Origin of the sequence: Pseudomonas sp. FYR_7 (genome assembly GCF_043106155.1) — a bacterium.
Lineage (GTDB): Bacteria > Pseudomonadota > Gammaproteobacteria > Pseudomonadales > Pseudomonadaceae > Aquipseudomonas > Aquipseudomonas parafulva_B.
This window is the reverse complement of sequence record NZ_JBICMI010000053.1, coordinates 214,238-233,691: the sequence shown is the minus strand read 5'-3', so window position 1 is coordinate 233,691 and position 19,454 is coordinate 214,238. Positions and strand designations below refer to the sequence as shown.

Annotated in this window: 12 protein-coding genes; 6 read left to right on the top strand and 6 right to left on the bottom strand. The window is 61.6% G+C overall.

Annotated elements, in window-relative coordinates:
- Nucleotides 1–500: 500 nt before the first annotated feature.
- The 3 genes from mobA to ACF8R3_RS14375 all read right to left on the bottom strand — a co-directional run bounded on the left by mobA (nucleotide 501) and on the right by ACF8R3_RS14375 (nucleotide 5,471).
- The gene (gene mobA, locus ACF8R3_RS14385) at nucleotides 501–1,076 is read right to left on the bottom strand and encodes a molybdenum cofactor guanylyltransferase MobA (protein WP_058637774.1); all 576 of its coding nucleotides are present in this window, start codon (nucleotides 1,074–1,076) and stop codon (nucleotides 501–503) included.
- 61 nt (nucleotides 1,077–1,137) lie between these two features.
- A complete protein-coding gene (locus tag ACF8R3_RS14380; RefSeq protein WP_392515770.1) occupies nucleotides 1,138–4,266 on the bottom strand; it encodes a multidrug efflux RND transporter permease subunit in 3,129 nt (1,042 codons plus the stop codon).
- 11 nt (nucleotides 4,267–4,277) lie between these two features.
- Nucleotides 4,278–5,471: an efflux RND transporter periplasmic adaptor subunit gene (locus ACF8R3_RS14375; protein WP_392515769.1), complete on the bottom strand. Its 1,194-nt coding sequence runs from the start codon at nucleotides 5,469–5,471 to the stop codon at nucleotides 4,278–4,280.
- Nucleotides 5,472–5,679: 208 nt separating this feature from the next.
- Here ACF8R3_RS14375 and ACF8R3_RS14370 point away from each other — a divergent pair, with 208 nt between their 5' ends.
- From ACF8R3_RS14370 to ilvA, 4 genes are all read left to right on the top strand, one after another.
- Nucleotides 5,680–6,375, top strand: a complete 696-nt coding sequence (locus tag ACF8R3_RS14370) for a response regulator transcription factor (RefSeq protein WP_058605030.1) — start codon at nucleotides 5,680–5,682, stop codon at nucleotides 6,373–6,375.
- Between the two features lie 6 nt (nucleotides 6,376–6,381).
- A complete protein-coding gene (locus ACF8R3_RS14365) occupies nucleotides 6,382–7,689 on the top strand; it encodes an ATP-binding protein (RefSeq protein ID WP_058637771.1) in 1,308 nt (435 codons plus the stop codon).
- 81 nt (nucleotides 7,690–7,770) lie between these two features.
- Nucleotides 7,771–8,202, top strand: coding sequence for a PACE efflux transporter (locus ACF8R3_RS14360; protein WP_058637770.1), 432 nt, complete (start codon nucleotides 7,771–7,773; stop codon nucleotides 8,200–8,202).
- A gap of 179 nt (nucleotides 8,203–8,381) precedes the next feature.
- Complete coding sequence (gene ilvA / locus ACF8R3_RS14355; protein WP_392515768.1) at nucleotides 8,382–9,941, top strand: threonine ammonia-lyase, biosynthetic; 1,560 nt, start codon at nucleotides 8,382–8,384, stop codon at nucleotides 9,939–9,941.
- 9 nt (nucleotides 9,942–9,950) lie between these two features.
- On the opposite strand, the gene ACF8R3_RS14350 is transcribed toward ilvA, so the two are convergent.
- From ACF8R3_RS14350 to ACF8R3_RS14340, 3 genes are all read right to left on the bottom strand, one after another.
- Entirely contained in the window at nucleotides 9,951–11,132 is a 1,182-nt protein-coding gene (locus tag ACF8R3_RS14350) for a hypothetical protein (protein ID WP_058637768.1), read from the bottom strand.
- A 58-nt stretch (nucleotides 11,133–11,190) separates the two neighbouring features.
- The gene (locus tag ACF8R3_RS14345; RefSeq protein WP_392515767.1) at nucleotides 11,191–12,810 is read right to left on the bottom strand and encodes an NADP-dependent glyceraldehyde-3-phosphate dehydrogenase; all 1,620 of its coding nucleotides are present in this window, start codon (nucleotides 12,808–12,810) and stop codon (nucleotides 11,191–11,193) included.
- 141 nt (nucleotides 12,811–12,951) lie between these two features.
- Nucleotides 12,952–16,761, bottom strand: a complete 3,810-nt coding sequence (locus ACF8R3_RS14340; protein WP_392515766.1) for a dermonecrotic toxin domain-containing protein — start codon at nucleotides 16,759–16,761, stop codon at nucleotides 12,952–12,954.
- Nucleotides 16,762–17,077: 316 nt separating this feature from the next.
- Between ACF8R3_RS14340 and ACF8R3_RS14335 the strand changes: the two genes are divergently transcribed.
- Nucleotides 17,078–18,226 carry a hypothetical protein gene (locus tag ACF8R3_RS14335; protein ID WP_392515765.1) on the top strand — a complete coding sequence of 383 codons (1,149 nt, stop codon included), beginning with the start codon at nucleotides 17,078–17,080 and terminating at the stop codon, nucleotides 18,224–18,226.
- A gap of 66 nt (nucleotides 18,227–18,292) precedes the next feature.
- A complete protein-coding gene (locus ACF8R3_RS14330) occupies nucleotides 18,293–19,423 on the top strand; it encodes a glycosyltransferase 61 family protein (RefSeq protein WP_058637765.1) in 1,131 nt (376 codons plus the stop codon).
- The last annotated feature ends 31 nt before the right edge of the window (nucleotides 19,424–19,454 follow it).

The window sequence follows — 19,454 nt, the reverse complement described above, 5'->3', positions numbered from 1 at the left end:
CGGCGAGTCACTTTTTGTCAAACGCGACAAAAAGTAACCAAAAAACGCTGTGCTCCATTCATACGGCCCCTACGCTGCGCTTCGGGGTTCCCTCACTCCGGTCTTGCTCCCGGGAGGACCGCGCTGTAGGCCCCATCCTGGGGCCCAGCGCTTGACAGGCATCCATGCCTGTCACCTCCCTCCGCAAGACCTACGTTCGGCCTTCTGAAGTCGCGAAGATCAAGATCAAGGTCAAAATCAACAGAAGCACAAAAAGAAACAGTAACCTGTTTTAACTTTGAGTAGAGGTGTCTGGTTGCGCTTAATAGTTATATTCGGAACAGTATTCACGATATCTGCTGACGTATATAGCACTTAAGTGCGACATTGCCGGGGCGCCTGACAGGCCGCAATAGGTTGCGAGACAGCCCCGGCAATCTATGCTGCGAAGCTAAATTCCTGGGGCCGCGCCACAGCCCACTGTTGCTCTTCGTACCGGGAAAACCCCGACAACCACCTTGTCAGTCCTCAAGCCACTGCGGGCTATTGAAATTATTCAACCGGCAATCCTCTTCAGCGCAATCAACCGCCGCCACGGGCGAGCCGAGCAAGGCTCTCTGCAAACTGCGCTCCCCAGCGTTCCAGGCTTGCGCAAGCAGTGGCAGGATGGCGCGGGGCAACACGCTGAACATCGGTTGCCAATACCCACCTTGGCGGACCATGGCGGCACTGTTGGCCGTTAAAGCGGCGCGCCGCAGGTCGTTGACTAACATCTGATCGATCTGTGGCGCATCGCATGCGAGCACCACCATCCATCCGTGCCGCGCTACCGCCAACCCGGCAAGCACGCCAGCCAGTGGGCCAGGGAAGCCGGCCTCGGTATCACTCACGCATTGCTCGGCGTACCGCTGGTACACCTGCTTATTGCGATTGCAAGAAACGATTAGGTCATCACTGAGCCCCCGAATCACCGCATGAACGTGGGCAATCAGAGGACGGCCATGCCAGTCGATCAGCCCTTTGTCACGCCCACCCATGCGTTGGCCACGGCCACCGGCCAGCATGAGGACAGAGCAAGGGGGCAGGGTAGCAGGCATGAAAAAGGGTTCCTGGCAGTCAATGCCCGAAACCCTCCCACTTCACGCTTCGCTTGTCCAGTCAGTGACCGCGCGTGGCTGGCTCGTGGCCAGGCTCCAGTGGTCGTCGGCGCCCGGACAAACGCATCACCACGACAAAGAACACCGGTACGAAGACCACCGCCAGTGTGGCACTTAACATACCGCCAATGACCCCCGTACCGATGGCTTGCTGGCTTGCCGAGCTGGCACCGGTGGCGATGGCCAGTGGCACCACCCCAAGGATGAACGCCAGAGACGTCATCACGATGGGCCGCAGGCGCAGGCGGGCAGCCTCGAGTGCAGCCTGGGTGGCTTCCATGCCCTGGTCCACCAGGCTTTTGGCGAACTCGATGATCAGGATGGCGTTCTTTGCCGAAAGCCCGATCAAGGTGATCAAGCCCACCTTGAAGAACACGTCGTTGGGCATGCCGCGCAGTGTGACCGCCAGGACCGCACCCAGAATACCCAAGGGCACCACCAGTAGCACGGCTGTGGGGATCGACCAGCTTTCATACAATGCCGCCAGGCACAGGAACACCACCAGCAGCGACAGGGTCATGAGTACCGGCGCCTGGCTGCCCGAGAGCCTTTCCTGCAGCGACAATCCGGTCCATTCCAGCCCTACGCCGGGCGGCAACTGTGCCACGATTCGCTCGATCTCGGCCATGGCCTGACCGGAGCTTTGTCCGGCTGCCGGCTCACCCGAAATGGACACCGCTGGGTAACCGTTGTAACGCGTCAACTGGACTGGACCGCTGACCCATCGGGGCTGTACGAAGGCGCCAAGCGGCACCATCTTGCCGGCGCTGTTGCGCACGTGAATCTTCAGCAAGTCTTCCACCTGGCTGCGCTGATCGCCCTCAGCTTGCACCACCACCCGCTGCATGCGGCCTTGGTTTGGAAAGTCATTGACGTAGCTCGAACCCACGGCTACGTCCAGCACCGAGCCGATATCGGCGAACGAGACCCCCAGCGCGTTGGCCTGACGGCGGTCGATCTCCAGCTCCACTTGCGGGCTTTCGGCCAGGGACGCCTCGCGCACGTTGGTCAGTAGCGGGCTCTTGCTCGCCTTGGCCAGCAGCTCGTCACGTGCAGCCATGAGTTGGGCATGACCCAACCCACCCCGGTCCTGCAGGCGGAATTCGAAGCCGGTGGACTCGCCCAGCCCGTCAATCGGCGGCGGCAGTACGGCGAAGGCGATGGCGTCTTTGAGCTGTGTGAATGTCATGTTCGCGCGATCGGCAATGGACTGGGCACTGTCATCGGCGCCACGTTCGGACCAGTCCTTCAGGGTCGTGAAGGCCAACGCGGCATTTTGGCCACTGCCGGAGAAACTGAAACCCAGAATTACCGTGGTATTGCCCACGCCAGCTTCACCGCCGTTGTGCGCTTCGATCTGAGCCGCTATTTGTTCGGTCCGCATGCGGCTAGCGCCTGGCGGCAGTTGGATATCGGTGATGGTGTAACCCTGATCTTCGGTGGGCAGGAAGGCAGTGGGCAACTGACTGAAGCCGTAGCCCAACACGCCCAGCAGCACGGCGTACACCAGCAGGTAGATCCCGCTGCGGCGAAGTGCTTGGGACACCCAGCCCTCATAGCCCTTGCTCATACCCTCGAAGCGCCGATTGAACCAGCCGAAGAAACCGCCGCGCTGATGATGCTCGCCTTGGTTCACAGGCTTGAGCAACGTCGCGCACAGCGCCGGCGTCAGGCTCAGGGCAAGGAAGGCCGAGAACAGAATGGAAACTGCCATGGACACCGAAAACTGCTGGTAGATCACGCCGACCGAGCCCTTCATGAAGGCCATGGGCAGGAACACGGCTACCAGCACCAGCGTGATGCCGATGATCGCCCCGCTGATCTGGCCCATGGCCTTGCGTGTGGCTTCCCGTGGCGCCAGGCCTTCTTCAGCCATGATTCGCTCAACGTTCTCGACCACTACAATGGCGTCATCCACCAGAATGCCAATGGCCAGAACCATGCCGAACAGGGTCAGCACGTTAACCGAGAAGCCCAGTAACAGCATCACGCCGAACGTACCCATCAGCGCCACGGGCACCACGAGTGTGGGAATCAAGGTATAACGCAGGTTCTGCAGGAACAGGAACATCACCGCGAACACCAGCACCATCGCTTCGAACAGCGTGCTGATGACCTGCTGTATGGAGACCTTGACGAACGGCGAGGTGTCGTAGGGAATGTCGTACTTCACACCCTCCGGGAAGTAGCGCGCCAGGTCCTTCATCTTGGCGCGCACCAGTGTGGCCGTCTCCATGGCGTTGGCACCCGGGGCCAGCTGCACGCTGAATGCGGTGGCCGGTTTGCCATTCAGGCGCGTGCCGTACTGATACTCCTGGGCACCGATTTCTACCCGTGCTACATCACCGATGGTCACCACCGAACCGTCGGTATTGGCCCGCAGTACAATGGCGGCAAACGCTTCTGGCGTGGTCAGTTGGCCCTTGACCACCACGTTGGCGGTGATCTCCTGGGTAGCGGGGCTGGGCAGGTCGCCGATGCTGCCGGGCGCTACCTGCGCATTCTGGGCGCTGATGGCTTCGGCCACGTCGTTGGGAGTGAGGTTCAGGCCGACCAGCTTTGCCGGGTCGATCCAGATGCGCATGGCGCGCTCGGAGCCATACAGCTGCGCCTTGCCGACCCCCTTGATGCGCCGGATCTCGTTCATCACGTTGCGCGCCAGGATGTCGGACAACGCGGTCTCGTCGAATTTGCCATCCTCGGAGGTGAGCGTGCCCAGCAGCAGGAAGCCAGTGGACACCTTTTCCACCTGCAACCCTTGTTGGGTAACCGGGCGTGGCAGGCGCGACTCGACCACTTTCAAGCGGTTCTGCACGTCGACCTGGGCCAGGTCGGGCACGGTGCCCGGCTCGAAGGTGGCGGTGATGGTGGCGCTGCCCAGGCTGCTCTGCGACTCGAAGTACAGCAGGTTGTCGGCGCCGTTGAGCTCCTGCTCGATCAGGCTGACCACGCTTTCATCCATGGTTGCCGCCGAGGCGCCAGGGTATACGGCGTAGATCTCTACCTGCGGTGGCGCAACATTGGGGTACTGCGCCACAGGCAACTGAGGAATGGCCAGGGCGCCAGCCAGCAGGATGAACAGCGCCACCACCCAAGCGAAAATAGGGCGGTCAATGAAGAATTGCGGCATCGATCAAGCCCTCACTGGCCGGTGTGCTGGGTGACGGAGGTGGCCTGGGGCGCGGTGTCGATCTGCACACGTTCGCCTGCCTTGGCATGTTGCAGGCCTTCGACCACCACCTGGTCACCGGCAGCCAGGCCGTCGCGCACTACCCAGCGGTCGCCCTGTACGCTGCCCAGGACCACCTGCCGTTCGCTGACCTGAGACTGAGCATCCACGACCAGCACCTTCGGCACGCCTGCACTGTCACGCAGGATCGCCCGTTGCGGGACACTCAGGCCTTGCGCTTGCACGGCCTGGGCCAGGCGCACGCGCACATAGCTGCCTGGCAGCAAGTCGAGGTTGGGGTTGGGGAACTCGCTGCGCAGGGTGATCTGATTGGTCGAAGGGTCGACCTGGATGTCGGAAAACAACAGCTTGCCAGGCAGCGGGTAGGCACTGCCGTCGTCCTCGATCAAGGTGACACTGGCCTGGTCTGCGTCGACCCGTTGGAGCTGGCCGGCACGCAAGGCCTTGCGCAGCGCCGTGATCTCACGGGTTGACTGGGTGACGTCGACATGAATGGGGTCCAGTTGCTCGATGGTCGCCAGCGGCGTGGCTTCGTTCTGCCCGACCAATGCGCCTTCGGTGACCTGGGCGCGGCCAATGCGGCCAGCGATGGGGGCGGTGACGGTGGCGTATCCCAGGTTCAGACGGGCTCGTTGTACGGCTGCCTTGGCCTCGGCCACCGCTGCGTTGGCTTGCAGCAGGCTGGCCTTGGCGTTGTCGTATTCCTGGCCGCTGACGGCCTTGTCGTTGACCAGCTCGCGGTAACGCTGCTCTTGCAGGCGAGCCTGATAACGGGTGGCGTCGGCTCTGGCCAGTGCCGCCTGAGCGCTGTCCAGGTCGGCCTTGAAGGGTGCCGGATCGATCTGGAACAACACATCGCCCTGCTTGACGTCGCTACCTTCGCGGTAGACCCGTTTGAGCACCACGCCGGCCACCCGAGCCCGCACCTGAGCGGTACGCGGCGCCAGAATGCGGCCGTTGAGCTCGCTGGTAATGGCCAACGGTTGCAGTTGCAGCGTCTCGACGCGCACATGCGGGACCGGGGCTTGCTGTTCGGGTTCGTCGCTAGCGCTACAGCCGCCCAGGCTCGAGCCTACAAGCGCCAGAAGCGCCAGAAGCGCCAGAAGCGCCATGCGGCGCAGGGTAACAGTGAATGTGTCGGACATTGGGATCTTCCGCTGATGATCTGCGCTATGCTACGGCACCCGGGTCATGATTGGCTGTTAACAGCTGTACGGGGAGTGTGAAAAAGTGTGAAACGATGGGTTGTGCACCGTGATGTTTCTATAAGCTTGGGCCACTATAACGCAGCGCTCACCTGGCCATGCCGAGCCGCAGTGCTGCAAGTCCCTATATCTGCCTGCCAAGCGACCCATGCCCACTATACTTCTGGTCGAAGACGACAGCGCCCTGGCCGAGCTCATCGCCAGTTACCTGCAACGCAACGAATTCGTGGTCCGGGTCATCGCCCGGGGTGACCACGTGCTGGACGAATATCGCCGGGACAAACCCGACCTGGTGATTCTCGATCTGATGCTCCCAGGCCTGGACGGCCTGCAGGTGTGTCGCCAATTGCGTCAGCAGTCCCAATGCCTGCCGATCCTGATGCTCACCGCCCGCGATGACAGCCATGACCAGGTGCTGGGGCTGGAAATGGGTGCTGACGACTACGTCACCAAGCCGTGCGAGCCACGGGTGTTGCTGGCACGGGTGCGCACCTTGTTGCGCCGCAGCGGTAACGAACCCAGGCTGGACCATGACCTGATCGTGGTGGGTGGGTTGTGCATCGACCTGGCCGAGCGCACCGTCACCTGGCGCGGCGAGCCTGTCGACCTGTCGGCCGGAGAATTCAACCTGCTGGTCGTGCTGGCGCGCAATGCCGGGGTGGTGCTCAATCGCGACCGCATTCTTCAACAGCTGCGCGGCATCGAGTTCAACGGCACTGACCGTTCGGTGGACGTGGCCATTTCCAAACTGCGTCGCAAGTTCGACGACAACGCAGGCGAAGCACGCAAGATCAAGACGGTCTGGGGCAAAGGCTATCTGTTCAGCCGTGTCGAGTGGGAGTAAGCCGCGATGTTCAAGATCCTGGTGCGGCTGTATCTGCTGATCATCGTGGCCTATGCCGGAGCCTTGCTGTTCATACCCGACACCATCGTGGGGCTGTTTCAGGAACGCTTCATGGCCTACAACCTCAGCCAGACCAAAGGTGTGCAGACGCTGATCGTGCGTCAGTTTCACCAGGCTCCCCAGTCCCAGTGGCCTGTCGTGGCGCAGGCGCTTGCCGACGATTTTGCGCCCTTGCAGGTACAGCTGCTGCGTATTGACCATGCCCGCTTGGATGAAACGGAGCGCGCACGATTGGCACAGGGGGAGTCGGCAGTGCGCCTGGCCCAATGGGGCTACTACGAAACCCTGCTGGCGCCATTGGACAGCCATTGGCTGGTACGCCTGGATTCGCCGCCCGATCCTTTGGACATCAACGTCCTGTCCTGGGGCGTGACGGTGTTGATCGGGGCCGCGATGCTCGGTTGCCTGTTGCTCTGGGTATGGCCGCACTGGCGTGACTTGGAGCGCTTGAAGGAAACTGCCCGGCGCCTGGGCCAAGGGCAGATGTCCGAACGCACGCATATCTCGGCGCATTCGAACATTGGCGAACTGGCCAGGGTGTTCGACACCATGGCAAGCGACCTTGAACGCCATGTCAATCAGCAGCGCGAGTTGCTCAATGCCGTGTCCCACGAGCTGCGCACGCCTCTGACGCGCCTGGATTTCGGTTTGGTGCTGCTATTTGACGAAGTGCCGCCGGCCAGCCGCAAGCGTTTGCTGGAGCTGGTCGGGCATGTGCGAGAGCTGGACGAACTGGTGTTGGAGTTGTTGTCCTACAGCCGTTTGTACAATGCCGACCAGGCGCGCGAGCGGGTGGAGGTGTCGTTGCTCGAGCTGGTGGACAGCGTGCTAGGCAGCTTTGCCGAGGAGTTGGACGGGCGTGGCATCCAGTGGGAGGTGCATGCCGACGCCGAGTTGCCACGCTTCGTGCTCGATCCGCGCCTGACGGCCCGAGCAGTGCAGAACCTGGTGCGCAATGCCATGCGCTACTGCGAGCAGCGCCTGGTGCTGCGCTTGCGCCTGGAGCCCGACGGGGCATGCCTGCTGACGGTAGAAGATGACGGCATCGGCATCCCCGTCGAGGAGCGTGAGCGAATCTTCCAGCCGTTCTATCGCCTGGACCGCAGCCGTGACCGCAGCACGGGTGGATTCGGCTTGGGGTTGGCGATCAGCAGGCGGGCCATTGAGGGGCAGGGCGGGACCTTGACGGTTGCCCAGTCCCCATTGGGCGGAGCGCAGTTCCGTATTCGCTTGCCCGCCGGGAAGGTGACCTGATGCCTGATGCCTGGTAGTAAGCCTCTTCTTTTAACCGGCGGGATCTTGTAGCGTGTCGGGTCGTCATTCAGGGAGCTGAACATGCAAGGCAAGGCCCGCAAGATCGTCCAGGCCATTCTCTACGAGGCCATCGCCGTGGCGTGCGTCGCTCCCGCCCTGGAACTGGCGTTCGGGGCGGGGATGGCGCAGTCCACCGTGCTGTCGGTACTGATGTCAGGCGTCGCCATGAGCTGGAACATGCTCTACAACTGGGTGTTCGAGCGCTGGGAGGCGCGCCAGCCTCAGCGCAAGCGCACACTATTGCGCCGCTTGCTGCATGCGCTTGGCTTCGAAGGTGGCCTGGTGGTAATCCTGCTGCCGTTGGTGGCTTATTGGCTGCAAGTCAGCCTGCTGGCAGCGCTTTTGACCAATCTGGCCCTGTTCGTCTTCTTCTTCGTCTACGCCTTCGTGTTCCAGTGGGGCTTCGACAAGGTTTTTGACGTGCCGTTGTCGGCGCAGCAGGCCAAGTGTTGACGTGCGGCCAGCCCTCGGGCTAACGTTCGGCGCATGAACCGCTATCAGCCTGCCTTCGCCAGCATTATTACCGCCATCATTGGATTGGCGGGCTAGCGCGAGCATGCACCGAACCCGCCCTGGAGGCGGGTTTTTTTCATCTGACTCCTGGGCACCGTTAACCGGCCAAGGAGTCGACGATGTCCAACCTGTGTTCCGCCCCGCGAGCAATCACCCCTCAGCAACTGCTGTCCGAGCAGGTTCGGCGTATCTTGGCCGCGCCCGTCTATGACCTGGCCATCGAAACGCCGCTGCAAGAGGCCGCAGGGTTGTCCGACAGGCTGGGTAATCGGGTACTGCTCAAACGCGAAGACCTGCAACCCACATTCTCGTTCAAGATCCGTGGGGCGTACACGCGACTATCGAGGTTGACAACCCGCCAGCGTCAGGCCGGCGTAGTGACCGCTTCGGCGGGCAATCATGCTCAGGGCGTGGCCATGGCCGCCGCGCACCTGGGCATGACGGCCACGATCGTCATGCCGTCCACGACGCCTTCGCTCAAAGTACAGGGCGTGCGCACCCGCGGGGGACGGGTGGTGCTGCACGGTGACAGCTTCCCCCATGCCCTGGCCCATGCCTTGAAGCTGGCCGACCTGGAAGGAGCCACATTCGTGCCACCTTTCGATGACCCGGATGTGATCGCGGGTCAAGGCACGATCGGCATGGAGATTCTTCGGCAGTGCCCTGGGCCGCTGCATGCCGTTTTCGTGCCGGTTGGCGGGGGTGGCTTGATTGCCGGAATCGCAGCCTATATCAAATACCTGCGCCCCGAAGTCAAGGTGATCGGGGTAGAACCGGAAGATGCCAACTGCCTGCAGGCCGCCCTGCAAGCTGGCGAGCGGGTGGTGCTCCCGCATGTGGGCACCTTCGCCGATGGGGTGGCCGTGGCCCAGGTGGGCGCCCACTGCTTCGAGCTATGCCAGCATTCTGTGGACGAGGTACTAACGGTCAGCAGCGACGCGCTGTGTGCCGCGATCAAGGACATCTACGATGACACCCGCTCGATCACCGAGCCGTCGGGCGCTCTGGCAGTTGCCGGCATGAAGCAGTACGTGGACCGTGAGGGTATTGGCGGGCAGACACTGGTGGCTATCGATTCCGGGGCCAACATCAACTTCGATCGGTTGAGGCATGTGGCAGAGCGCGCCGAACTGGGTGAACAACGCGAAGCGGTGATTGCGGTGACCATCCCTGATCAGCCCGGTAGCTTCCGGGCGTTCTGCCAAGCATTGGGCAAGCGCCAAGTCACGGAATTCAACTACCGCTGCCAGCCGGGCAAACCTGCGCGTCTGTTTGTTGGAGTGCAAACGCACCCCGTGCAGGACCCGCGCGATCAGCTGTTGAGCGGTTTAAAAGCACAAGGCTATGACGTTGTGGACCTGACTGACAATGAACTGGCCAAGCTGCACGTGCGCCACACCGTGGGTGGGCCTTTGGCGCCTGGCAGTCACGAGCAGGTGCTGCGTTTCGAGTTTCCAGAGCGCCCCGGGGCACTGCTGGCGTTTCTGGAGCGCCTGGGCCAGCGCTGGAACATCAGCCTGTTCCATTACCGCAATCACGGTGCAGCCCATGCGCGGGTGTTCGCTGCGCTGCAAGTGCTTGCCGATGAGCGTGCCGGGTTATTCGTGGCGCTCGACCAGATGGATTATCGCTACTGGGACGAAACGGATAACCCGGCTTATCGGCTGTTCCTCGGCTGAGGCGGCGGTTCATCGCTCGCGCATGAAGAAACCGGCCACGAACTTGCGGAAGGTTTCAGGGCTCTTGAAGTCGGCATACCGTTTGAAGTTCTCGGTATCCGGCTCGGGCCCGATGGGTTGTTCAAGCAGCGATATGGACAGAACACGGTCTTGGTCGGACGTCATCACCAGTTCATCCATGAGCTGCCCGCCAACCACCGGACGGCGCATCTGCACCTTGACGCCCTTGCTGGCCATCCAGTCCACCAGCGATACCAATGCCTTGAGCGGTTCGCGTTCTTCATCGCGATAGACCGGAAACAGATGGCCCCGCGATAGCACCGGTACGCTGGCCACGTGGATTAGCTCAAAGAAGTGACTGCCGGGAGTCGTAGGTGAATAGAGTGCCAGCGTCAGCAGCGGGCCGCAGGTGCGCTGACCACCCCAGTACAGATGGTGGCCCTGGAAATCGAAACCGTCTTCGCTTCGGTAGTGAAAGACCTTGCGGCCCTTGATCTGGTCGATGCAGTCGAGCAGTAGCCCATGACGCCGGTGATTGCCAAAGATCGTGGCCTCACGCAGACGCGCCTTGAGCATCATCATGTGCTTCATGTCCAGGCGCGTTTCCAGGTAGTTGCTGGCCGGTACCCGTTCCACCAGCGGATAGCGACTGGCCACAGCACGCAGTTGAGCGAATTGCCCGGTCAGGTCCTGCTTCAAATGCGTGGCGTAAAGGTTCAGGCCGCTGGTCTCGATCCACGTCAGCAACAAGGCCAGCAACCGCTGTTGTTCGCGGCGCTCACCTGGCCCGTTAGTGCTTGTGCTTGCGCCCGTGCGAAAATCGCCGATCAGCCGCAGCGGCGTATCGGGGGGCAGCCAGGCCACCGGCTGGACAGGTGCCTGTGCACGCTCGGCCGCTTCCTGTTCATCCTTGGTAAAGGGGCAGCCTGGGGCATGTTCGGCCGTGCCAGGGTTGTTCTTGAGAAACAACGTACCGGTGTTGCCATTGAGGGTGACATTGAGCACAGGCAGGGCATCGGTGCGGCAATCGCAGGCCAGCCACTGGTTAGCGTTGCGCACCTTCATCAGCATCTGGTTGGCCTGCAGCAGGCGGGGCCCGGTCAAGCCGCCGGTGGCAAAGTCCACCAGCAGCGCGTCTTCGGCGGGCGTCAGGCTGCGCACCTGGGCGGCGGTCTTGTCGATGATACGCATTGAGCGGCTCCGTGCTATGAGCTTCAAGCTTCCAGCAAAGCGGTGCCGCTTTCAACCGTCAGAAGATGTAGTCGGTGGTCAGGAAACTCGACCGCCGATTGCGGATGATGTCACTGAACAAGGCCTTGTTGTCGTCCTCAAAGCGCGTTGCCACCAGGGTGCGTATGGAAAAGACCCTCAAGGCATCGTGCACCGAAAGAGTACCCTCGGCGCTGTTCTTGCGGCCATTGAACGGATAGGTGTCCGGGCCTCGCTGGCATTGGGTATTGATGTTGATGCGACCGACCTGATTGGCGAAGATGTCGATCAGGCTGCCGACGGTGGCAGGATCGTTGCCGAACAGGCTCAGCTGCTGGCCATAGTCCGAGTCCAGAACGTAGTCGATGACCGTCTGCAGATCGCGGTAAGGGACGATCGGCACAACCGGCCCGAACTGTTCTTCCTGGTACACGCGCATCTGCGCCGACACCGGATACAGCAGGGCTGGATAGAAGAACGAACCCCGGCTGCGCCCCCCGTGTTCGTTGACCACCCGTGCTCCCTTGTCAGTCGCATCGTGCACCAGGCCGTCCAGGTAATCGATCTTGCCGGGTTCAGGCAGCGGTGTCAGGGCGACGCCAGGCTCCCAAGGCATGCCCGGCTTGAGTGTGGCGAGCTTGCGCGTGAACTTGTCGAGAAATGCCTCGACCACATCTTCATGGACGAACAGAATCTTGAGCGCCGTGCAACGCTGGCCGTTGAACGACAACGCGCCGGTCAGGGCCTGCTCGACGGCGTTGTCCAGATCGACCTGGGGCAACACGATGCCGGGGTTCTTAGCGTCCAGGCCTAGTGCCGCGCGCAGCCGATGGGGCCGTGGGTGCAGCTTCTTGAGATCGCTGGCAGCCTTGTGGGTGCCGATGAAGGCGAAGACGTCTACCTTGCCGCTGGCCATCACTGCGCTGACGGTCTCGCGGCCCTTGCCGTAGATGACATTGATGACACCAGGCGGGAAGCTGTCGCGGAAGGCTTCGAGCAGCGGGCGGATCAGCAGCACACCAAACTTGGCGGGCTTGAACACCACGGTGTTGCCCATGATCAAGGCCGGAATCAGGGTGGTGAAGGTTTCGTTGAGTGGGTAGTTGTACGGACCCATGCACAGCGCCACGCCCAAAGGCGCGCGGCGTATCTGACCCAGGGTGCCCTGCACGAGCTCGAAGCGGCTGGAGCGTCTGTCCAAGTCCTTGAGGGCACTGATGGTTTCATTGATGTAGTCGCAGGTGCGGTCGAATTCCTTTTCCGAATCCGCAAGGTTCTTGCCGATTTCCCACATCAGTAGCTTGACCACGGCCTGACGCTGCTCGCGCATGCGCGCCAGGAACGCTTCCACATGGCCAATGCGCTCTGCTACCCGCATGTTCGGCCATGCTCCGCGCCCCTTGTCATAGGCTTGAACTGCAGCGTCCAGTGCGGTCATGGCCGTGTCGGCGTCGAGCAGCGGAGCGTGGCCCAGCACCACTTGTTGCTCCTGGCCGTTGTCCTTGAGCCAAACGGGGCTACGGACTGTGGCCAACGGTCCGTCCCAATGGCGCAGTTCACCGCCCACAAGGTAGTCACGTTGTTCAAGCGGAGCACCCAGTTGCCACGCTTGAGGAACGTCGGCGGCGTTGGGATAAAGGTTGTCGAGCAAGGATTCCATGAAACTGCACCTCACAATGGCCGAGAAGGGTCTAGCACAGTGAAACGGTTCAGCGACGAGCATGCGCCTGACCCGGTCAGAATACCAGCGCACAGCAAGCGCTTTAGCAGTGCGCCGGTCGCCCGGCGCTTGATCACGGTGTCACAGGTCGAGCTCGAATAGACCCTCTGCAGGTTGTTCCAATAGGGATTGCCGGTCCGGCCCTGCATTATCGATCACGGCCAACCGGCGCCAGAACTCCCCGCGCGCTCGCTCGGGGTGGGTGAGGAACGGCTCAGCCTCCAGCAGCGCCCTGAGGTCGCGCCGGTATTGCAGTGGCAAGCGGCGCCACAGCGCAAATTCAGGTGGGCCGGCCTGTTCAAAGAAGTCGGTGTAGTCGGCCTCATTCACCAACAGGTCCACGTCGTGGATTTCGTTGTACGCTTCGATCTGGCTCAGTATCGGCCCAGCCAGCCATCTGCTTTCCAAAGACAGCGGGTCGGCTACCTGAACGGGCAGGGCGAAGCCGTCGGGTAGCTGCACGAACTGGTTATCGGTCAGGTCGACGGTGAGCGGCTCCGTTAATTGCGCTAACCCCTGTGGCAACTCGGTCAGCGAGCATCCTGACAGGAACAGCGACCTGATACCTGGATTCAGGCGCAGGTCAGGCGCGGCCACCAGCGGATTCTCACTAAGATCAAGTACGGCCAGGCCGGAGTAACTTTGCAGGGTAGTCTGGTCCGTGGCGTCCCAGGTGATGCGGTTGCGTTCCACATCCAACCAGCGCAGTTGCTGGCCGAAGGCCAGGCGAGGCAGGTGGTCGAAGCGGCAATCGCCAAGTAGTAGCCGCCTGAGATTCGGAAACCGCTGGTGGAAGGCCGCAGGTAGCTGGCTGAGTGCAGAGTTCCCGCGCAGAGACAGGTGCTCGATGTGATTGAAATCATCGGTTAGCGGCAAGCTAGCCAAGTCTTCATGCGTCAGATCCAGCTCGGAGAGTTCGAGGCTGTATAGACGACCGCCGCCATCGAGCACCGTGCGCGACACCCGTTGCCAGGCGTTGATGACAGGGCGCACGGCAAGGTGGCGCTGATGTGGGTGGTGGGGATTAGGGGCGGCCCACTGGGCCAGATCACGACGCAAATTCTCAAGACGGGCTTGCAGGTCGCGCAAGCGCTGGGTCGGCGAGCGCATGTCATGTAGGTTGTCTTCGTCATCCCCTTCATTGAGCCAGTCGGCAAACTCTGCGTCGGTCGCAGTGGGAAAAAGACGTCGATAGGCTGCGCTCAACGAGCTGGTCTGACGTGGCGCTGCCGGCAGTGGCTCAAGCGGCTGCCCGCCACGCAACCAGCCTCGTGTGGCCAGGCGCTGGCTGCGCTGCCCATAAAGCCTGGGTGCGAGGGTGGCACGGTTTGCCTTGGCCCATGTCATCACTCGGTGGCGAAGAGAGGCGCCATCCGTATGTTCGATACCCAGCAGGTCGCGACGGGCGCGAGGCAGTGCCTGTTCGATGGCCTGGCAAATATCGATACTCACCATGCCGGGCGCAGGGCGCTCTCCAAGGAATCCTTCATAGCCTTGGCTTGATTTGATCACACGAACGAGCGGACCTACGCCGGTATGAGCCAGGATCGGGCCGTCAGGGTTACCGGCGCGCAATTCCAGACGTATATCGGCGGGCCAGTCCGGCATGGCATCAAGCGCGCTGAATAGCAGACGCTGGGTGTCGGCATTGGCCAGCGCTGGCTGTACGAGCCCCTCCAGCGCCCGCACCAGAGGTAGCTCGCTGTGCACCTGTTCTACCGATTGGCGGATGCTGGCAGGCAGTGTCCCTTCCTGTTCCCAGGCCAGAACTTGGCCAGCCTCCAACCGGCCCAGCAGTTGCCTGGCCAACGGCGGCGTGAGGCGCGGGTAGGTCGATAGCAAGCGGTCCACGCCAGGGGCGTGCGACATGCTTGGGCTGTAGCGCTGCTCGAACCACTGCGACGCGTCTTGTGCGTTCATCGAAGGGCATTCGGCGCTAATGCGCAGCCGTTGCAGAACATCCAGTAGCAACGGCGGCGCCGGTTGCCCGCGAAGGTGCAGGTCTCGCAGGCTGTGGGCGTCAATGCCAGTCACATCGCACGCTTGCTGGATGTGCTCTGCTGTAAATGCCTCGAACGGCTCACCCAGGCGCTTTACCAGCGTTGCCAGCGGCCAATCGCCTGGCTGCTCGTGCTGGGCGCGCCAGGCGCCTTGACCATTGTGTTCAAGGGGTGGCTGCCAGGCATCTGCCCGCTCGGGGTGGACGATCTGCCAACGCGACAGTGAAGGCTCCAGCCGCTGCTCATAGAGGTGTCCGTCCATCTTGATGAAGTACCGGCCGTCATGCAGGTACTGGCCCAGCGCGTTGGGCCGCAACTGCGTTGGCAGCGCTTCATTGGAACGGTAGGGGGCCAAGTCCTGGTTCCAGAGCCTGAGTGTGCCATCGCTGCCACGCACCTCTTGCAGCGCCGTACCGCGCAGTTTGCCGAACAGTCGCGGCAACGCGTGTCCTGCTGCGGCGAAACCGCCTAGCAACGCAAGGTTGATCCCAACCGATTCGATGTGCTCTAGCGCCAGATGACGATCGCCGGCTTCCCAGGCTTCATAACCTTCGAACGCTTCGTCCAGGAGCTGGCAAGCAGTGACGGCCAACATGAAGGTGCCCACCGCTGGTACGAAAAAGCTGGCGATGTTGAGCAGGTCCCAGCCGCGACTTTCCCACGTCGCCAGACGTTGGGCCCTGGCATTGGCGTCAAACTGTGCGGTGGGAACGGCGAGCAGACTGGCTTCATGCTGCAGACGTGCCCAGTGCCGGACATAGCAGTCGCTAAATGGATCCCCCTCAATGGGTTGACGGGCCGGGCGCAGGTCAGCGCCCACGGCGCGTTCCCAGGGGCTATCGAGTGGGGTATTGCCATTCGCGTCCAGGTTTTGCTGCAACATATCGAAGAAGTGGCCGCGTTGGTCTTGGGCTACATACCCTGCGAACGCTTCACGCGCTGCTGGCTCGAGCAGCAAGATGGCCAGCGCTTCATGCACGGCTGCCAGGTCCTTGCAGCTACGCAATGCAGGTTCGTGGCTGGGCAGGTACACACCTAGGCCGGCCTGGCCCAGGTCGATCAGCATGACTTCGTACAGGACGGTGCCGAACAGGCTCAGCCGCCAGCATGGCAAAGGCTCGCCCTGTAACAGGCGGTCAAGGTCATCGCGGGCGCTGCCGCTGATCAAGTGCCTAAGCACAGCCAGATCCGCCGCCATCTGCAGGCGAGCTTTGAACACCTGCAACATGTGCGTTTTTACCGCCGGGCTGTCGAAATACCCTTGCAGATGAGCCTGGTAGGCACTTCCCAAATCCAGCGCTCGCATCATGACGGCGAAAGCGGCTGGCGTGAGGGGCAACGCAGTTACATGGTAGCGTTCCGAGTCGATGGAAAATTGTGCATTCGGCACTTGCATGCCAATCGGCGCGGTGCCTGTCACCCTGACGGGCGTGATGTGAATATCCTTGCTCAGGGCGATTGCACTCTGGGAAGAGAAAACTTCATCCTCGGCAAAGTTCTGCAGTGCTGCCCTTACGATGTTTTCCCGTTGGTGGCTATAAACGTAGCGCAGGCCGACCCATCGCCAGGTTTGCTCGACGCGCAGCAACTCGCAGGCTTTCAAGTCCACATTCAAACCTTGCGCCTGCAAGCCCTGCTGCACGGCACGCTCTGCGAATTCTGCAACTTGTTCCAGGCCGCGCATCGCTCGACCCAGCGCTGCCTGCGCGTTGATCAATCGCCGATGACTGGCGGCAACACTTTCCCTCAGATCCGGTGGGGCATTGCAGAACCAGTCTTGGGTTTCCCAAGGGGGTTGTTGCGTGTGCTTGAGGGCCTGCCATTGACGCGCGGTGGCCCGTGCAGCCCAATGTGGCAAAGTTGTCGGTGACACTGAGTTGCTTTCAGACATGTGGCGCGAGCTCCTTTCGTTGAGGCGCTATCACACGTCACGGGGTATTTGATGCGGTGGTACTCGGTTATTGCCAGGCGCTATAACTCATAGCTTGTCCCAATCGGGACCAGGCTGCTCCGTGGATTATTGGCGCCATAAAACATATGGCTTTTATAGAGGCTCGCTACTTGCCAAACACTTTGATAGCACCTTAAATTGTTACTGAATATGAAATCTCAAGTAATGCAATGCTCTATTAATCAATAGGTTAGCAGTGCTTCGGCTTTTTTATATGTCTGCAAGAACGCAAAACCTACAGTGGACGTCGAACCTGATGAAACAGACGCTCTGGGCAGTGGCTCGTCGCTCACTGTCACCCTCCCAGCGATATCGGTTACGGCACTTGGCAACCCAGGCACGTGAGATTGCCGCCCGTGCCTGTGTCTGGCGTTGGGAAATCAGTCGGTTTCGCCTACAACACGAAAGTGCCCATGACATCCTTTATGTGGGCCGCAAACAGCAACGCGACATGGCAAAGTTGCTGATGAGCGGACTGTCCAGCCCCCTCTCTTCAGTGATCAGCCCTGTACCAAACGCCCGACGTCCCGTGGTGATGGTGAGCGAAGTTCCTACCGCGGGTGCTCTGACGGTGCCTCACTACGTGAGTGCCGTCGTGCCGTTGGGGCGCCCCCTAGACGACATAACCGCGCGCTATGACAGCGAGTTGCGCCGCAGCATTCGCAAACACCGGCCCCTTTACCACATGCGCCAGGCGGTGTCTGACGAGGACATCGAGATGGCGGACCGGGAGTTCTTGCGTCCCTATGCCACAGCTCGCAAGGGCCTTCTTGCGTCGCACATACCGACCGATGAAGTCTTCAGGATCGCCAGGCAGGTCGGCAGGCTCGACCTCATCGTCCAGGGTGATCACGTGATCGGTTGTCACCTGGGTTGTGAAGTGGTTCGCGACGGCAAGCGCTACTGGAGCACTTTGCGTTTCGGCTATTGCGAAGCAGTGTTCTCCGATGCCAAGCGTCTGCGTGAAGTCAACTCGATTACGACTTACATGGCGCTGGAGTGGGCGCTTGGGCAGGGCTTCGATTACTACGACATTGGCCTGTGTCTGGCACGGCCCGACGACGGGCTGTTGAAGTGGAAGCGTCGAAGAGGCGGCGACATCGACTCGCTTGGCAACCATGCCCACCTCTTTGTGCGCCTGCCCAAATCCGGCATCGCCCACTTTCTATGGGAGACGCCATTGTTCGCAGTCGAAAGTGACAAGCTTACGCTGCACCTTGGCGTGCCTGACGGCGCGAGCGAGCAGGCGCTGGCCAGCCGTTATCACGAAATGGTCTTCGGCGGGCTCAGCAAGATCTACTTGTATGGTGCCGCGGGGGCGGGCGATCAGCTGGTCACGGCGCTCAAGCAGCGGTATGCAGGCCTGCCATCAGCGCCGGCAATGGAGATCATCACCTGTACCTGAGTGCGGTACAGGCAACGCACGGGCCAAGCGGCCACCTTAATCGACAATTTCGCGTGGAGACGTTCAATGGCAGGTGATAGCTTGCAGCCCAGCACTTTGCCCGCGGCCCCTTCGTCGCGCTCATGGACCCTGGCTGCTTATCAGTACATGTTGCGAAAGCGCCTGCTCAGGCAGGCCTCGCCAGATATCAGGAGCATTGCCGAGCGTTCGTGGGACATTGCGCCGGGTGAAATGTCCATTACCCCGCCCGCGATATTTTTGCCAGGCCAGCTCGAGCGCGTCACGGGCTGGGAAGGCAAGCGGTTCTATCCCTTCGTGCACCCGCGCTCGACCATGGAAGGCGGCATCCGGACCGCGCATGGGCCGACCCGCGGCTATTTGTGCAGGGACGTGTGGCTGATCGACGGCGCGTTGTACAAGGGCAAGGCTGCCCAGTGGCTGTCGCACCGGCATAGCGCGTTTGCGCCCCTGAGCGTTGAGCATGAGATCGATCGCGGGGCCATCTACTGCACGCATAACGGCAATGCGTGGTTCGGCACCTGGTTGATGGAGGATTGCCCGACCTACGCGCTGGCCTGCAACGAGGGCATGCCCGTCACCACCGCGCCCTCCGTGAAATACCCGATCTTCACCCAGGCCCCTGCCTATGAAGCATGGCTTGGCATGCAGCCGCATCGCCTGCGCACGGCGTTCTTCCGCGAACTGGTGCTGTTCGATGACCAGAGCAATAACCGTGATCGTCATGCCCGGTATCGGGCAATGGGCGACAAGCTTCGTGCGCATGTGGCCCACGCCTCGCACCCAGGCGTATTTCTGCTGCGCGGCGGCGATGGCGACCTGCGCTTGCTGCGCAACGAACTGGCACTGGCTGAACACTTGCGCCTCACCCGGGGGTTTCGCGTCGTCGATCCGTTGAAAAGCGACGTGCCTTCGATTGTCGCAGCCTGCGCCGGGGCGCATGTGGTCATCGGGGTGGAGGGGAGCCAATTGGTTCACGGCGTGAACGTGCTGGAGGCGGGCGGGTGCCTGCTGACCCTGCAGCCGCCGAACCGCTTCGTCAGCTACTACAAGTACCTCACCGACCGCGACCATCAGCACTTCGGTTTCGTGGTTGGCTTGCCCGACGGGGAGGGCTTTCGTATCGACATCCAGGAAGTGGAGCGAACGCTGGACCTGTTCCCGTCTCCGGCGGTGTAGTATAGGCCGATTCCAAGGGATGGGGGCAAAG